Below are 13,445 nucleotides of genomic sequence, written 5' to 3' on the forward strand. Positions count from 1 at the left end.
GCTCCATCTGAAACGACTAACAACGCGGGAATTCGTTTTCCCTTGAACGAAACCGGGTTAAATCTTACCGGCGGCTTCTCGCTCTGCAACTTCTTTATCGAGCTGTGCAATGTGCTGAGCCATCAGCTCGCGGCAGTGCGTGGCCAGCTCGCGCACCTGGTCTTTACCGTATTTGGAGGTATCCACCGGCGGTAGCATTTCGACAATGACCAGTCCGTTTTTCAGACGGTTAAGATTAATCTTATTCGATGTATTGGAAACGCACACGGGAATAATTGGAACGCCTGCCGCAATTGCAGCATGAAACGCGCCGGTCTTGAACGGCAGCAGGCCGCGACCGCGGCTGCGCGTCCCTTCCGGGAACATCCAGATTGAGATCCGGCGCTTTTTAAACTGATCCACCACTTCCGCAATGGTGCCATGCGCTTTCGCACGGTTGTTGCGGTCAATCAGCAAGTTACCGGTGAGCCAGTACAGTTGGCCGAAAAGCGGGATCCACAGCAGGCTCTTTTTCCCGACGGTTACGGTCGGCGGAATAACAATATTTGAGGCCGTCACCATATCGTAGTTGTTTTGATGGTTAGCGATATAGATGGCGTTACCGAAATTCTCCGCCCCTTCAGGCAGACGCTTTTCAACCTTCAGGCCGAACAATGGCGCAAGGCGACCAAACATGTGCCCGAACGTCGCGACATGTTTTGGGTTACGCGGGCTGAACAGGCAATAAATCGATCCGAAAATACAGACCAGAATGCAGTAAATAACGGTAAGAATAAGACGAACAATGTATAGCATAGCGACCTCTGAAGCCCTGACAGCTGACAATTATACTTCACCTGTGGCCAGGTAAGGACTTTATTACGAGCGCGTATTGTTAATCGCAACGCACGAATTAACAACGTTTTTACGGGAAATTTTATGGTAATCCCCCTCCGGAAAGAGGGGGGATGAAACAGGTTACTCTTCGCTGTCGTCCGCTTTGCTGCGCGCCGGCGAGTCGATCTCCACGCGGTCGATGCGCTGCAGGCCACGCATCAGTGAGCCGCGACGTCCGCGCTCGCCAACCACCTTCTGCAACTCTTCCGGACGCAGTTTGATCTTACGTTTGCCGACATGAATGGTCAGCGTGCTCTGCGGCGGCAGCAGGAAGAGATGCGCCAGGCTATCTTCGCCTTTTGCCGCTTCCGCTGACGGGATACTGATGATCTTGTTGCCCTTCCCTTTCGACAGCTCCGGCAGATCGCTGACCGGGAACATCAGCATGCGTCCGGCAGCGGTGATCGCCAGCAGCATATCGCTTTCGTTCTCGATGATCAGCGGCGGCATGACGTGGGCGTTATCCGGCAGGCTGATCAGCGCTTTACCGGCGCGGTTACGCGACACCAGATCGTTAAAGGTGCAGATAAAGCCGTAGCCAGCATCAGACGCCATCAGCAGTTTTTGATCGTCGGCTTCCATCAGCATATGGTCAACCGTGGCGCCCGGCGGCAGCGTCAGCTTGCCGGTCAGCGGTTCGCCCTGCCCGCGCGCGGACGGCAGCGTGATCGGATCAATGGCGTAGCTGCGGCCCGTGGAGTCGATAAACGCCACCGGCTGGTTGCTCTTGCCCTTCACCGCCGCCTTGAAGCTGTCACCGGACTTGTAGCTCAGACCCGGCGCGTCGATATCGTGGCCTTTGGCGCTACGCACCCAGCCGCTCTGGGAAAGCACGATGGTCACCGGCTCGGACGGCAGCATGTCGTGCTCGTTCATCGCCTTCGCTTCTTCGCGCTCATGCAGCGGAGAACGACGGTCGTCGCCAAAGGCGTCGGCATCGGCCTGCAACTCTTTCTTCAGCAGGGTGTTCATCTTGCGCTCGGACGCCAGAATCGCCTGAAGCTGATCGCGCTCTTTTTCCAGCTCGTTCTGCTCGCCGCGGATCTTCATCTCTTCCAGCTTAGCGAGATGGCGCAGCTTCAGTTCGAGGATCGCTTCAGCCTGGGTTTCGCTGATGCCAAAGCGCGACATCAGGGCAGGCTTAGGTTCGTCCTCGGTACGAATGATCTCAATCACTTCGTCAATGTTGAGGAACGCCACCAGCAAACCTTCGAGGATATGCAGGCGCTTAAGCACTTTCTCCAGGCGATGGTTCAGACGGCGGCGCACCGTATCGCGGCGGAAGGCCAGCCATTCGGTGAGGATCTCCAGCAGGTTTTTCACCGCCGGACGACCGTCCAGACCAATCATGTTCAGGTTGATGCGGTAGCTTTTTTCCAGATCGGTAGTGGCGAACAGGTGGTTCATCACCTGCTCCATATCCACGCGGTTAGAGCGCGGCACGATCACCAGACGGGTCGGGTTTTCGTGGTCCGATTCGTCGCGCAGGTCGTCCACCATCGGCAGCTTTTTATTGCGCATCTGGGAGGCAATCTGCTCCAGCACCTTCGCGCCGGAGACCTGGTGCGGCAGCGCGGTGATCACCACGGCGCCATCCTCTTTGGTCCATACCGCGCGCATGCGCACGGAGCCGCGGCCGTTCTGGTAGATTTTACGGATTTCCGCACGCGAGGTGATGATCTCGGCTTCGGTCGGATAGTCCGGCCCCTGCACGATATCCAGCAGATCGTCCAGCGAGGTTTTTGGCTGCTCAATCAGGGTGATGGCGGCTTTCGCCACTTCACGCAGGTTGTGCGGCGGAATGTCCGTCGCCATGCCCACGGCGATACCGGTCGTGCCGTTCAGCAGGATGTTCGGCAGACGCGCAGGCAGCATTTTCGGCTCCTGCATCGTACCGTCGAAGTTTGGCACCCAGTCGACCGTACCCTGCCCCAGCTCGCCCAACAGCACTTCGGCATATTTAGACAGACGGGATTCGGTATAACGCATTGCCGCGAAGGATTTCGGATCGTCCGGCGCCCCCCAGTTCCCCTGGCCATCCACCAGCGGATAGCGGTAAGAGAACGGCTGGGCCATCAGCACCATCGCTTCATAGCAGGCGCTGTCACCGTGCGGATGGTATTTCCCCAGCACGTCGCCGACGGTACGGGCGGATTTCTTGAACTTGGCGGTCGCATTCAGCCCCAGTTCGGACATCGCATAGACGATGCGGCGCTGAACGGGCTTCAGGCCATCCCCGATAAACGGCAACGCCCTGTCCATGATGACGTACATGGAGTAGTTCAGGTAGGCGTTTTCCGTGAATTCATGTAGCGCGAGGCGCTCTGCCATATCGCTCATTACGTGTGATTCCTCAACTCAGAAACCGATGGGTTTCAGGCAATATTGCCGCAGATACTACCTCATCTGGCGAGTTGAGTCACAAAGAAAAAGGGCCGCTCATGCGGCCCTTTCCGGGTTATTTGTTCAGCTTGATAACCTGCTTCACGTCGATTTCAAACTCGTTCCAGTCTTTATCGATTTTACCCTGCAGTTCGACTTTATCCTGTGGCGTCACCGTCACGCCGTTCCAGCGCTTGTGGTCGATCTCAACCACCACCGTGCCGCTTTCATCGCGGAAGGTGTAACGGTCATCGGACAGGCGCTCGGTAATATTACCGCGCAGCTTCACCCAGCTGTCGTCCTTCATATCTTTGACTTTAGCCGCGGTAGTGAGGTTGGCGTTATTATCGACAAAGCCACCCTGCTGGGTTTGCGTCTGGGTCTGTGTCGCAGATGGGCCAGAGAAGCCACCCTGTGCAGCAAAAACAGGGGCAGTGGTCATCATCATGATGGCAGCAATTGCAGCGTATTTTTTCATCTTAATCTCTCCCTTTAATGTCGTTTCACAATCCATTAAACAGGGTAAACCTTAACAACTTCTTAAGGGGAAAATTTATTTATTTTTACTGTACAGCAGGCGCTTGCAGAAGGTTTACTGACGGCATCAAGGAGGAAATATGCGCATTTTACTGGTAGAAGACGACAAGCTCATCGGCGATGGCATCAAAGCGGGCTTAAGCAAAATGGGCTTTAACGTGGACTGGTTTACCGACGGTAAAACCGGGCGGGCGGCCCTGTACACCGCGCCGTACGATGCCGTGGTGCTGGACCTGACGCTGCCGGAAATCGACGGGCTTGAGATCCTGCGCGCCTGGCGCGAAAGCGGTAAGAGCGAACCGGTGCTGATCCTCACCGCGCGGGATGCGCTGAATCAGCGCGTCGAAGGGTTACGCCTGGGGGCGGATGATTACCTGTGTAAGCCGTTCGCGCTGATTGAAGTGGCAGCCCGCCTCGAAGCGCTGGTGCGCCGCAGCCACGGGCAGGCGCGCAGCGAGCTGCGTCACGGCAAGGTCACGCTCGATCCGGCAAGTCTTGTCGCCACGCTGGAGGGCGAAACGCTGGTGCTCAAACCCAAAGAGTTCGCCCTGCTGGAACTGCTGATGCGCAACGCGGGCCGCGTGCTGCCGCGCAAGGCCATCGAAGAGAAACTCTACAACTGGGATGATGACGTCTCCAGCAACGCCGTCGAAGTCCACGTTCATCATTTACGCCGCAAGCTCGGCAGCGAATTTATCCGCACCGTGCACGGCATCGGTTATACCCTGGGTGACGCATGAAACTGACCCAACGCCTGAGCCTGAAGCTGCGCCTGACGCTCCTCTTTTTGCTGCTGTCCCTGGCGGCCTGGTTTGCCGCAAGCGTGGTGGCCTGGCACCAGACGACCGACAAGCTCGATAAGCTGTTCGATACCCAGCAGATGCTGTTTGCCAAACGGCTGCTGACGATGGACGTGGACGAACTCCGCGCCCCGGAACGCATGCGCGAGGTGCCGAAAAAAGCCAAACACGGCCATCTTGATGACGATGCGCTGGCCTTCGCAATCTTCACCGCAGACGGCAGCATGGTGCTTAACGACGGTGAGAACGGGCGCGACATACCTTATCACTACCGCCGGGACGGATTTGATGACGGTAGGTTGCAGGATGACAACGACGAATGGCGTTTCCTGTGGCTGACCTCCCCGGACGGGAAATACCGCGTGGTGGTTGGCCAGGAGTGGGAGTACCGACAGGATATGGCGCTGGATGTGGTCAGCTCACAGCTGACGCCGTGGCTGGTGGCGCTGCCCGTAATGCTGCTGTTGCTGATTGTCCTGCTGAGCCGGGAACTGAAACCGCTGAAAAACCTGGCGCAGACCCTGCGTTCACGCTCGCCGGATGCGACCGATACGCTGCCCACCCACGGCGTGCCGACGGAGGTTCGCCCGCTGCTTGATGCGCTTAACCATCTTTTCGCCCGTACGCAGGAGATGATGGCCCGCGAGCGCCGCTTCACCTCGGATGCCGCTCATGAGTTGCGCAGCCCGCTTGCCGCGCTGAAGGTGCAAACCGACGTGGCGCAGCTTTCCCTTGACGATCCCGAGGCGCAGTCTAAAGCGCTGGGGCAATTGCATGCGGGCATCGACCGCGCCTCCCGGCTGGTGGATCAGCTTCTCACCCTGTCGCGCCTGGATTCACTGGATAATCTTGATGACGTCGAACCCGTGATGATGGCCGATTTGCTGCAATCCGCGGTGCTGGATATCTGGCATCCGGCGCAGCAGGCGGGCATTGATATTCGGCTCAACGTCAACGCGCCCGAGGTGATGCGTCACGGACAGCCGCTATTGCTGAGCCTGCTGGCGCGTAACCTGCTGGACAACGCCGTTCGTTACAGCCCGCGCGGCAGCGTGGTGGACGTGACGCTGAACACCCAAAGCTTTACCGTGCGCGACAACGGCCCGGGCATTTCAACCGATGCGCTGGCGCGTCTCGGCGAGCGCTTTTATCGTCCACCGGGCCAGGACGCCACCGGCAGCGGTCTGGGGTTGTCTATCGTGAAGCGCATCGCGGCGTTACACGGGATGCGCGTCTCGCTGGGCAATGCGCCTGAAGGGGGCTTTGAGGTGACCGTCAGCTGGTAGCCATTATTGCGCTGAGCGCAAAAGACTTTGCACATTTTGCTTATTTTTCCGCTCCGTCCTCGCGCGTAGAATACCTGGCATACTCTCAGCATCGAGGACAAATAATGAGCAACATTCTGATTATCAACGGCGCGAAAGAATTTGCGCACTCTAAAGGCCAGCTCAATGACACCCTGACCGAGGTCGCGGATGGTTTCCTGCGCGACGCCGGACATGATGTTAAGGTTGTGCGCGCGGACAGCGATTACGACGTGAAGGCCGAAGTGCAGAACTTCCTGTGGGCCGACGTGGTTATCTGGCAGATGCCGGGCTGGTGGATGGGCGCACCGTGGACCGTGAAAAAATACATGGACGATGTGTTTACCGAAGGTCACGGTTCGCTGTATGCCAGCGACGGCCGCACCCGCTCAGACGCGTCTAAAAAATACGGTTCCGGCGGCCTGTTGCAGGGCAAGAAATACATGCTCTCCCTGACCTGGAATGCCCCGCTTGAAGCGTTCACCGAGCAAGATCAGTTCTTTGAAGGCGTAGGCGTAGACGGCGCGTATCTGCCATTCCACAAGGCGAATCAGTTCCTGGCTATGGAGCCGCTGCCGACCTTTATCGTCAATGACGTAATTAAAATGCCGGACGTCCCACGCTATATCGCAGAATATCGCAAGCATCTCGCGGAAATTTTTGCTTAACTGGTAGCCTGGAATTAGAAGGAGTTAATTATGCTTACCGTTATTGCTGAAATCCGTACGCGTCCTGGCCAACATCACCGCCAGGCGGTGCTGGATGAGTTCGCAAAGATCATCCCGACCGTACTGAAAGAAGAAGGCTGCCACGGCTACGCGCCAATGGTGGACGCCGCCACCAGCGCAAGCTTCCAGGCGACCGCGCCAGACTCGATCATCATGGTTGAGCAGTGGGAAACCGTCGCGCACCTTGAAGCGCATTTGCAGACCGCGCATATGAAAGCGTGGAGCGACGCGGTGAAAGGGGACGTTCTGGAAACCCATATTCGTATTCTGGAGCAAGGGGTTTAAGTTCTGTGAAATTTGCCGGGTGGCACTGCGTTTACCCGGCCTACAACTTCCCTCCCAGGCCCGGTAAGCGTTAACGCCACCGGGCTTTTTTTATCACCTTAACACTCAACTGCTATGCTTATTCTGACTTCATGTTAAACAGGAGGATGGAATGGGTCTTTTTAATTTCGTAAAAGAAGCAGGCGAAAAGCTGTGGGACAATCTGACCGATCATAAGGGTCAGAGCGACAAAATCACCGAGCACCTCAAGAAACTCAACATTCCCGGTTCCGATAAGGTTCAGGTTGACGTCACCGACGGCAAAGCCAGCGTGACGGGCGACGGGCTGACGCAGGAGCAGAAAGAAAAAATCCAGGTCGCCGTCGGCAACATCGCAGGCGTCAGCGAGGTGGAGAACAACATCACCGCGACAGATGCCAAAGATGAAGCTACTTACTATACGGTGAAATCCGGCGATACCCTGAGCGCGATCTCTAAAACCGTGTACGGCGATGCTAACCAGTACAACAAGATTTTTGAGGCTAACCGCCCTATGCTCTCCAGCCCCGATAAAATCTATCCCGGCCAGACGCTGCGTATTCCTAAAGCATAACGTCTAAAACAGTCGGTTCACGTCGCGCAGAGGAACAGAATGAAAATAGCTTGTCTTGGCTGGGGTTCGTTAATCTGGAAAAGCGGCGCGTTACCGGTAGCCGGTGAGTGGCAGACCGACGGGCCTTCTTTGCCCGTCGAGTTCTGTCGGGTCAGCGATGGCGGTGAACTGGCGACCGCCATCTGTATGAATGCCCCTGCCGTGCCGGTGCTTTGGGCATGGCTGGAGGCCACGACGTTGAGCGTGGCCTGCCGCGCTTTGCGTGAGCGCGAAGCCATTCCCGAGGATCGCTGCGATGGCATTGGCTCGCTGCTAATCACCGGACGCGACACGGGTATCCTGACAACATGGGCCAGGGAGAAAGGTATTGAAGCGATCATCTGGACCGGGCTCCCGCCGAGAAGCGCGTCACAGGAAGGCAGGGTTCCTGCCGTGGACGAAGCCATCGCTTATCTCGACGGCCTCAGCGGAGAGACCCGCAGCCATGCGCGGGACTATATTTGCCGCGTGCCTGCCCAGCTTGATACGCCCTACCGGCGCGTCATTAAAGACGTGCTAGGATGGTAATCCCCCGGCCAGTTACCAGTACAGTTTCCAGCTCCGGGTGAAACGCACCAGCGCCTCAACGTAGAACTAATCTCCCCAGCTTGCGCACTCATCCACGCCTTTGTTGCTCCCGAGGTGGTAAACCGAGTGTTTAAGCAGCCCGTTGCCCTTTTCTTCTCTCCCCATCAGATAGTGTTTCGTCAGTGACGACATAATGCCTTTAGCCCATTCCATATAGCGCTCGCGATCCGGATCCGTGACCGGCAGGTGTTTCACCAGCTCCAGCAGCCCACATACCGCAATCGCCGCCGAGGAAGAATCACGCAGCGCGTCGGTGCCCACCAGCGCCAGATCCCAGTGGCAGACGTAGTCGTCGGGCAGGCGATTGAGGAAGTAGTTCGCCAGCCGTTTTGACAGGGCGATCATCGTCTCGTCGCCGGTATAGATATAGCTCAGCAGGAAGCCGTAAATTCCCCACGCCTGCCCGCGTGACCAGCAGGAGTCGTCGGCGTAGCCCTGCTGGGTGTTGCCGTAGCGCGGTGCGCCGGTTGTCACATCCATATAGTAGGTGTGGAATGTGGAGGCATCGTCACGAATGAGGTACGTCGCCGCCTGCATGACGTGCGCTTTTGCGGCGTCGGCAAAGCGCGGATCGCCCGTCTGCTCCGTTGCCCAGTAGAGCAGCGGCAGGTTCATGTTGCAGTCGATGATCATCCGCCCGGCCTGGTCCGGATCGGAGAGATCGCCCCACGCCTGGATGATCTTCGCTTTCTCGTGGAAGCGTTCCAGCAGAGCTTCCGCCGCCAGCAGCGAGAAGCCGCGCGCCTCGCGATTTCCGGTCAGCCGCCACGCGGCTACGCAGGAGAGCGTGTAGAGGAAGCCTAAATCGTGGGTGTTGGTGTCGTTGCGCCCGGCGATGCGCAGGCCAAACGAGCGCACGTGTTTTTCCGCCATCGCGCGGAATTTTTCCTCGCCGCTCATCTCCCATGCCAGCCATAGCTGCCCGGTCCAGAAGCTGGTGGTCCACTCCACGTTGACAGTCAGCGGATAAAAACCGTTCTGGCAGGTTTCCGCCGGGAATTTGTCGCCGAACTCCGTTAAATGACGGCTAATCAGGTCCAGAACGTGGCTGCGCGCCGAATTCAGTTCATCGCTGAATGCGCGGGAGTCAACGGGCGCAGCGATAACAGGCAGAGGTTCTTCTTTGATACGACTTAACATATTTCGGTTCCTTCTTTGACGGCGTAATTTATCGTGTTGACGTTTCTGCTACGTTCAGCGCACGAGCCCCGCGCCATTTGCTCTGACAGGCGGATAACGTAAAAGCAGAAATAAGGGTAAAGGTCAGCGCCGTTGCGCCCATGATGATATAGGTGTGCTCAAAGCCAATACGGTCATACATATAGCCGGCAGGGGAAGAGACCACCACGTTGCCAACGTAGAGCATTGCCTGATAGCCGAGTAAATACATGGTGGCATTGACGCGCTTGTCGAAATGCTCGGCGATATATTTAAATACCGACACCAGCAGGAGACAAATTTCCAGACCGTACAGCGGCTTAAGCACTGAAATTAACAGGTGAGAATCACACATGCCGGAAATAATCAGACGCGCCCCGACCACCAGCCCGACAATTAATAGCCCGCGTTTGGCGCCAATAAAGTTCACAAACAGCGGGACCACCATATACATGACAAATTCCATGCCCGACTGCACGGTCCCGAGATAACCGAATACCGCGTTGCCCTCATGAATATCATCGAAGAAGGTGACGAAATAGCGCGAGAACTGCTGCTCGGCGATAAACATCATCCACGCCACGCCCGCCACGTACAGGCAGAAGGCCCAGAATTTGCGGTTTCGCAGCAGGGCGTAAACGTCTGACGGGGCGATTTTCTCTTTCGTCAGCACCTCGCCCGCGTGAATGGAGTTAGTGTTCACTTTCAGGCTCAGCAGGACGATCAGCATCACCACCGACGCCACGCTGCCGAGGATAAAGTTATACGCCGGTGAGAGGTTAAACAGCAGGCCGGAGAAGGACGATGCCACCGCCCAGCCGAGCGAACCCCACATGCGAATTTGCCCGAACTCCATGCCGTTTAAGCGGCTAAAGCGGTCGGAATACGATTCGCACGCCGCCACACCCGCGTACCAGGCAAAGCTTAAATAGAGCGCGCCGATAATAATCCCCAGCAGGGTATTAGACATTAACAGCGGCTGGTATACGTAAATAAAGAACGGCGCCATCAGGGCCGACATGATCACCACAAAATAGAGCAGGTATTTGCTCATGCCGATCTTATCGAGAATATAGCCGTAGATCGGTTTAAGAATAACGGAGAATATCCCGTTCACCGCAAAAACGGTTCCAATCACCGAGCCGCTGAGATTGGCTTTCTGGCCAAGCCAGATCGCCAGCAGTCCAATACTGGCAGACCAGGTAAAGAAATAGAGAAAGATAAAGCTACTGATTTTGTAATATTCAGTTCTGTTAGTTGTCGATGTGCTTTTCATATCATCCTCGCCGACGTGTAGGGCCAGATTTTTATAATGTGAACGACAGCTTACGTTCGCTTCCGGGTTCGCTAATGACGACCCGGCTATGGGTTATATTCAGCTGCGGCGTCGCCGCAACGGGCTGTTTTCCGCCAGCCAGAACGGCGCAACAGAGCCAGCTTTCCCCTTGCGGGAGGTCGGCCTTTAACAACGGAATGGAAGCGCACTCCGCAAACATAATGCTGCTGTTCGGCGGCGTGACGATGCTGTCTGGCTGGCGGTGAATGACCGGCGAAAGATCGACAATGACGCTGCTGCCGTTTTCAGCCATCAGATAACAACCGCGATCGCGCACCTGGTGGGCGGTTTTCATCACCGCAAAGCCGCCCTCGACGGTTTGCAGAGTGCGCGCGCTGTTGATACGGTGCAGGCGCAGGTGCCACTCCCCGAACGGGATCTGCCAGGTCGCAATCTGCACGTCGCGCCACGGCGACCAGCGCGAGAAAATGTAATGTTCATCCACCCGAACCTCTTCGCACTCGCGACGACCGCGGAAATAGTCATCTTCGTCCGCCAGCAGCAGCATCGAATCGCAGGCGGCATGCTTCTGGCCAAAACGCCCGCGCTCAATGGTGAATCCGAAGCGGCTGGAGTAGGCAAATTTGGTGTATTTCGCTTCGGTGTTGACGTAGTTATTCAGCTCCAGCTGACCAGCGGTGAGCATGACGACGTGCTGCGAAGCTTTCGAATGCATCAGGATCTGCTGCGCATGCGGGATCACATGTTTTTCAGCAAGCGCGGGCAGCGGCTGCTCGTCGGCCTGCCAGAACGGATGCGCCTCCGGCAGCGCCAGGATCAGGTAGGTTTTCAGCGCCCAGTACGGTGAACCGGGGGAGTTGTAATCCTCGCACATCGCCAGGTTCGGATACGCAAACCCCAGGGTAAGAATACCGTCGCGATCGACAATCGACTGCTGCTGCCACCAGCGCAGATGCCGCAGCACAATGCCCTTCACGATACCCGGGGTGAAGACGTCCAGCTGAGAAAAGGCCACCGCGCTCCAGAAGGCAACCATGGCAAAGCGGTAGGTCAGGCTGCGGCCAAACGGCACCGAGGCACCATCGGCGGCGGACCAGTAGATAAAGTCTTCCGCGAACAGACGCGAGCGCTCGCGCAGCACCTTCGCCCTCGCCTCGTCGTCACTCAGGGTGGCGTAAATCAGGCCGTAAAAATGGAAAGCCATGGAGATGTAATAGTCTTTCGGGCGGCCGGGACCGTCGGAGTACCAGCCGTCGCCGAGATAGTAGGCGTCCATCAGCGCAAAGCGGTGGTCAATGGCGGCTTGATCGTACGGCAGGCCGGCGCGCTTAAAGCCGAGCTGGACCATAATGGCAAAATAGTTCCAGTTGCTGTCCGGCATCTGCGCGTCGGTGATTTGGTTGAGCCACGCGTGCAGGTTCATCACCTCGCGCCCGGTAAAGTGCGCGGTGAGTTTATCTCCCAGCAGAGCGAGCCCCAGACCGTAGGCCGCCATCTCTACCAGACGCTGATCGTACGGGCCGGTTTCACCCCAGTAGCCGGTGCTTTGCGGGTCGGTACCAAGCTTAATGGCAGTAAGGTACTTCTCGCTGAACGGCGTGCTTTCGCCGGATGCCATCAGCGGAAACAGCCCCCACAGCGCGCGGGAAAGTCCCTCCATCTGCGCAATATCCGCTGTGTAATGGGCGCAGGTATCACCCAGCGAGAATCGTGAAAGGTTCGCCGGAAATTGCGTATCCAGCGCCTGTAAAAGTGCATTCAACGACGCCACTACCTCCTGGCGTGAAGACAACGGATTTGATTTTTCTTTGTTTGCCGCCCACATCGGTTCGCCCTCGTAATCAACTGCGGCAAAGCATAGTGAATCCGCAAGGGGCAGAAATGTTAGCCGTGTCACAGGCATGAACGATGAATAAACCTCCAGTTGAGAAAATTTAAAAAGGTGGTTTATAAAGACGGTCAGACGGGAAAAAGTTGAGTTTTATTGCACTATGCGCGACACGCCGACATCCGATCTTCTGGAACTGATCGCCCTGAACGATACCGTGGCCTCGTTCAGCCGCCTGTTTGCCAATACCGTGCGCTACCATCACTGGCACCAGTGTCTGGAGATCCTCTATGTGGAAGAGGGCTTTGGCGTGGCGATTGTCGATAATCGTCACTACACCATGCGCCCCGGACGGCTGTTTTTCTTCCCGCCTTTTACGCTGCACAAGGTCATGGTGGACGAACAGGCGGAGGCAATTTACCGCCGCACCATTATTCATCTCGACCAGCACGCGGTGCTGAAGATCCTGCGGGATTTTCCCCAGACCCGGCAGCGTCTGGAGCGGCTGTCACGCCGTGGCGGCGAAGCGTGGGTCGCCGATTTAGCCCACTTCCATCACCATATCGACCATCTGTTTAGCTGCTATAAACCGCCAATGAACGGCGAGAGCATCGCCAGCCTGCTGATAGGCCTGTTCGCGATGCTGCCCGACGATCGCGACGGCGAGCCGGGAAACAGCCAGGGGATCGCCAGCCAGGTGATGTTTTGGCTCGACGAGCATTATCAGGAGAAATTTCGTCTGGATGTGCTGGCCAATGAGCTGGGTAAATCCCGCAGCTACGTATCGCGAAAATTCCATGCGGAAACGGGCGAAAAAATTCACGACTACCTGAATACGCTAAGGTTGCGTAAGGCGTGTGAGTGTTTACTCCACACTGATTCGAGCGTGCGTGACATTGCCGCACAGACGGGTTTTTCCGACGTGACGTGGTTTATCAGCGCGTTTAAAAAAGGGATTGGCGAGACGCCGCTGCAGTACCGGAAGAACCATCGTGCGGTTTGACGCCCTCACCCACGGGGCTGAGGGTTCC

At 56.9% G+C, this 13,445-nt stretch carries 13 protein-coding genes; 7 read left to right on the forward strand and 6 right to left on the reverse strand.

What is annotated here, in order from left to right:
* Positions 1 to 57: 57 nt before the first annotated feature.
* The 3 genes from plsC to INF86_RS09625 form a co-directional block, all read right to left on the reverse strand.
* Positions 58 to 795: a 1-acylglycerol-3-phosphate O-acyltransferase gene (gene plsC / locus INF86_RS09615; protein ID WP_022649406.1), complete on the reverse strand. Its 738-nt coding sequence runs from the start codon at positions 793 to 795 to the stop codon at positions 58 to 60.
* A 162-nt stretch (positions 796 to 957) separates the two neighbouring features.
* Positions 958 to 3,216, reverse strand: a complete 2,259-nt coding sequence (parC, locus tag INF86_RS09620) for a DNA topoisomerase IV subunit A (protein WP_023298608.1) — start codon at positions 3,214 to 3,216, stop codon at positions 958 to 960.
* A 118-nt stretch (positions 3,217 to 3,334) separates the two neighbouring features.
* Positions 3,335 to 3,736 carry a YgiW/YdeI family stress tolerance OB fold protein gene (locus INF86_RS09625; RefSeq protein WP_022649408.1) on the reverse strand — a complete coding sequence of 134 codons (402 nt, stop codon included), beginning with the start codon at positions 3,734 to 3,736 and terminating at the stop codon, positions 3,335 to 3,337.
* 139 nt (positions 3,737 to 3,875) lie between these two features.
* Between INF86_RS09625 and qseB the strand changes: the two genes are divergently transcribed.
* From qseB to INF86_RS09655, 6 genes are all read left to right on the forward strand, one after another.
* The gene (gene qseB, locus INF86_RS09630) at positions 3,876 to 4,535 is read left to right on the forward strand and encodes a quorum sensing response regulator transcription factor QseB (RefSeq protein WP_193543460.1); all 660 of its coding nucleotides are present in this window, start codon (positions 3,876 to 3,878) and stop codon (positions 4,533 to 4,535) included.
* Positions 4,532 to 5,881, forward strand: a complete 1,350-nt coding sequence (gene qseC, locus INF86_RS09635) for a quorum sensing histidine kinase QseC (RefSeq protein ID WP_126291775.1) — start codon at positions 4,532 to 4,534, stop codon at positions 5,879 to 5,881. The genes qseB and qseC overlap by 4 nt, the downstream gene beginning before the upstream one ends.
* A gap of 104 nt (positions 5,882 to 5,985) precedes the next feature.
* Positions 5,986 to 6,567 (forward strand): NAD(P)H-dependent oxidoreductase, encoded by a 582-nt coding sequence (locus tag INF86_RS09640; protein WP_022649411.1) that lies wholly within the window; start codon positions 5,986 to 5,988, stop codon positions 6,565 to 6,567.
* A gap of 30 nt (positions 6,568 to 6,597) precedes the next feature.
* A complete protein-coding gene (locus INF86_RS09645; RefSeq protein WP_003862506.1) occupies positions 6,598 to 6,912 on the forward strand; it encodes a putative quinol monooxygenase in 315 nt (104 codons plus the stop codon).
* 151 nt (positions 6,913 to 7,063) lie between these two features.
* The gene (gene lysM, locus INF86_RS09650) at positions 7,064 to 7,504 is read left to right on the forward strand and encodes a peptidoglycan-binding protein LysM (RefSeq protein ID WP_022649412.1); all 441 of its coding nucleotides are present in this window, start codon (positions 7,064 to 7,066) and stop codon (positions 7,502 to 7,504) included.
* Positions 7,505 to 7,543: 39 nt separating this feature from the next.
* The gene (locus INF86_RS09655; RefSeq protein ID WP_023298611.1) at positions 7,544 to 8,071 is read left to right on the forward strand and encodes a hypothetical protein; all 528 of its coding nucleotides are present in this window, start codon (positions 7,544 to 7,546) and stop codon (positions 8,069 to 8,071) included.
* Positions 8,072 to 8,137: 66 nt separating this feature from the next.
* Here the strand turns inward: INF86_RS09655 and INF86_RS09660 are convergent, their stop codons facing one another.
* The 3 genes from INF86_RS09660 to INF86_RS09670 are packed head-to-tail and all read right to left on the reverse strand — an operon-like array spanning position 8,138 to position 12,411.
* The gene (locus INF86_RS09660; RefSeq protein WP_193543461.1) at positions 8,138 to 9,271 is read right to left on the reverse strand and encodes a glycoside hydrolase family 88 protein; all 1,134 of its coding nucleotides are present in this window, start codon (positions 9,269 to 9,271) and stop codon (positions 8,138 to 8,140) included.
* 28 nt (positions 9,272 to 9,299) lie between these two features.
* Complete coding sequence (locus tag INF86_RS09665; protein ID WP_022649415.1) at positions 9,300 to 10,565, reverse strand: oligosaccharide MFS transporter; 1,266 nt, start codon at positions 10,563 to 10,565, stop codon at positions 9,300 to 9,302.
* A 31-nt stretch (positions 10,566 to 10,596) separates the two neighbouring features.
* Complete coding sequence (locus INF86_RS09670; RefSeq protein WP_193543462.1) at positions 10,597 to 12,411, reverse strand: DUF2264 domain-containing protein; 1,815 nt, start codon at positions 12,409 to 12,411, stop codon at positions 10,597 to 10,599.
* A gap of 166 nt (positions 12,412 to 12,577) precedes the next feature.
* Here INF86_RS09670 and INF86_RS09675 point away from each other — a divergent pair, with 166 nt between their 5' ends.
* Complete coding sequence (locus INF86_RS09675; RefSeq protein WP_193543463.1) at positions 12,578 to 13,417, forward strand: AraC family transcriptional regulator; 840 nt, start codon at positions 12,578 to 12,580, stop codon at positions 13,415 to 13,417.
* Positions 13,418 to 13,445 lie beyond the last annotated feature (28 nt).

The sequence above is a fragment of the Enterobacter cloacae complex sp. I1M genome (genome assembly GCF_014982425.1).
Taxonomy (GTDB): Bacteria; Pseudomonadota; Gammaproteobacteria; order Enterobacterales; family Enterobacteriaceae; genus Enterobacter; species Enterobacter intestinihominis.

Bases quoted from the DNA above. Each gene is read 5' to 3' on its own strand.
- plsC (WP_022649406.1), bottom strand. From the start codon at position 795: ATGCTATACATTGTTCGTCTTATTCTTACCGTTATTTACTGCATTCTG.
- parC (WP_023298608.1), bottom strand. From the start codon at position 3,216: ATGAGCGATATGGCAGAGCGCCTCGCGCTACATGAATTCACGGAAAAC.
- INF86_RS09625 (WP_022649408.1), bottom strand. From the start codon at position 3,736: ATGAAAAAATACGCTGCAATTGCTGCCATCATGATGATGACCACTGCC.
- qseB (WP_193543460.1), top strand. From the start codon at position 3,876: ATGCGCATTTTACTGGTAGAAGACGACAAGCTCATCGGCGATGGCATC.
- qseC (WP_126291775.1), top strand. From the start codon at position 4,532: ATGAAACTGACCCAACGCCTGAGCCTGAAGCTGCGCCTGACGCTCCTC.
- INF86_RS09640 (WP_022649411.1), top strand. From the start codon at position 5,986: ATGAGCAACATTCTGATTATCAACGGCGCGAAAGAATTTGCGCACTCT.
- INF86_RS09645 (WP_003862506.1), top strand. From the start codon at position 6,598: ATGCTTACCGTTATTGCTGAAATCCGTACGCGTCCTGGCCAACATCAC.
- lysM (WP_022649412.1), top strand. From the start codon at position 7,064: ATGGGTCTTTTTAATTTCGTAAAAGAAGCAGGCGAAAAGCTGTGGGAC.
- INF86_RS09655 (WP_023298611.1), top strand. From the start codon at position 7,544: ATGAAAATAGCTTGTCTTGGCTGGGGTTCGTTAATCTGGAAAAGCGGC.
- INF86_RS09660 (WP_193543461.1), bottom strand. From the start codon at position 9,271: ATGTTAAGTCGTATCAAAGAAGAACCTCTGCCTGTTATCGCTGCGCCC.
- INF86_RS09665 (WP_022649415.1), bottom strand. From the start codon at position 10,565: ATGAAAAGCACATCGACAACTAACAGAACTGAATATTACAAAATCAGT.
- INF86_RS09670 (WP_193543462.1), bottom strand. From the start codon at position 12,411: ATGTGGGCGGCAAACAAAGAAAAATCAAATCCGTTGTCTTCACGCCAG.
- INF86_RS09675 (WP_193543463.1), top strand. From the start codon at position 12,578: ATGCGCGACACGCCGACATCCGATCTTCTGGAACTGATCGCCCTGAAC.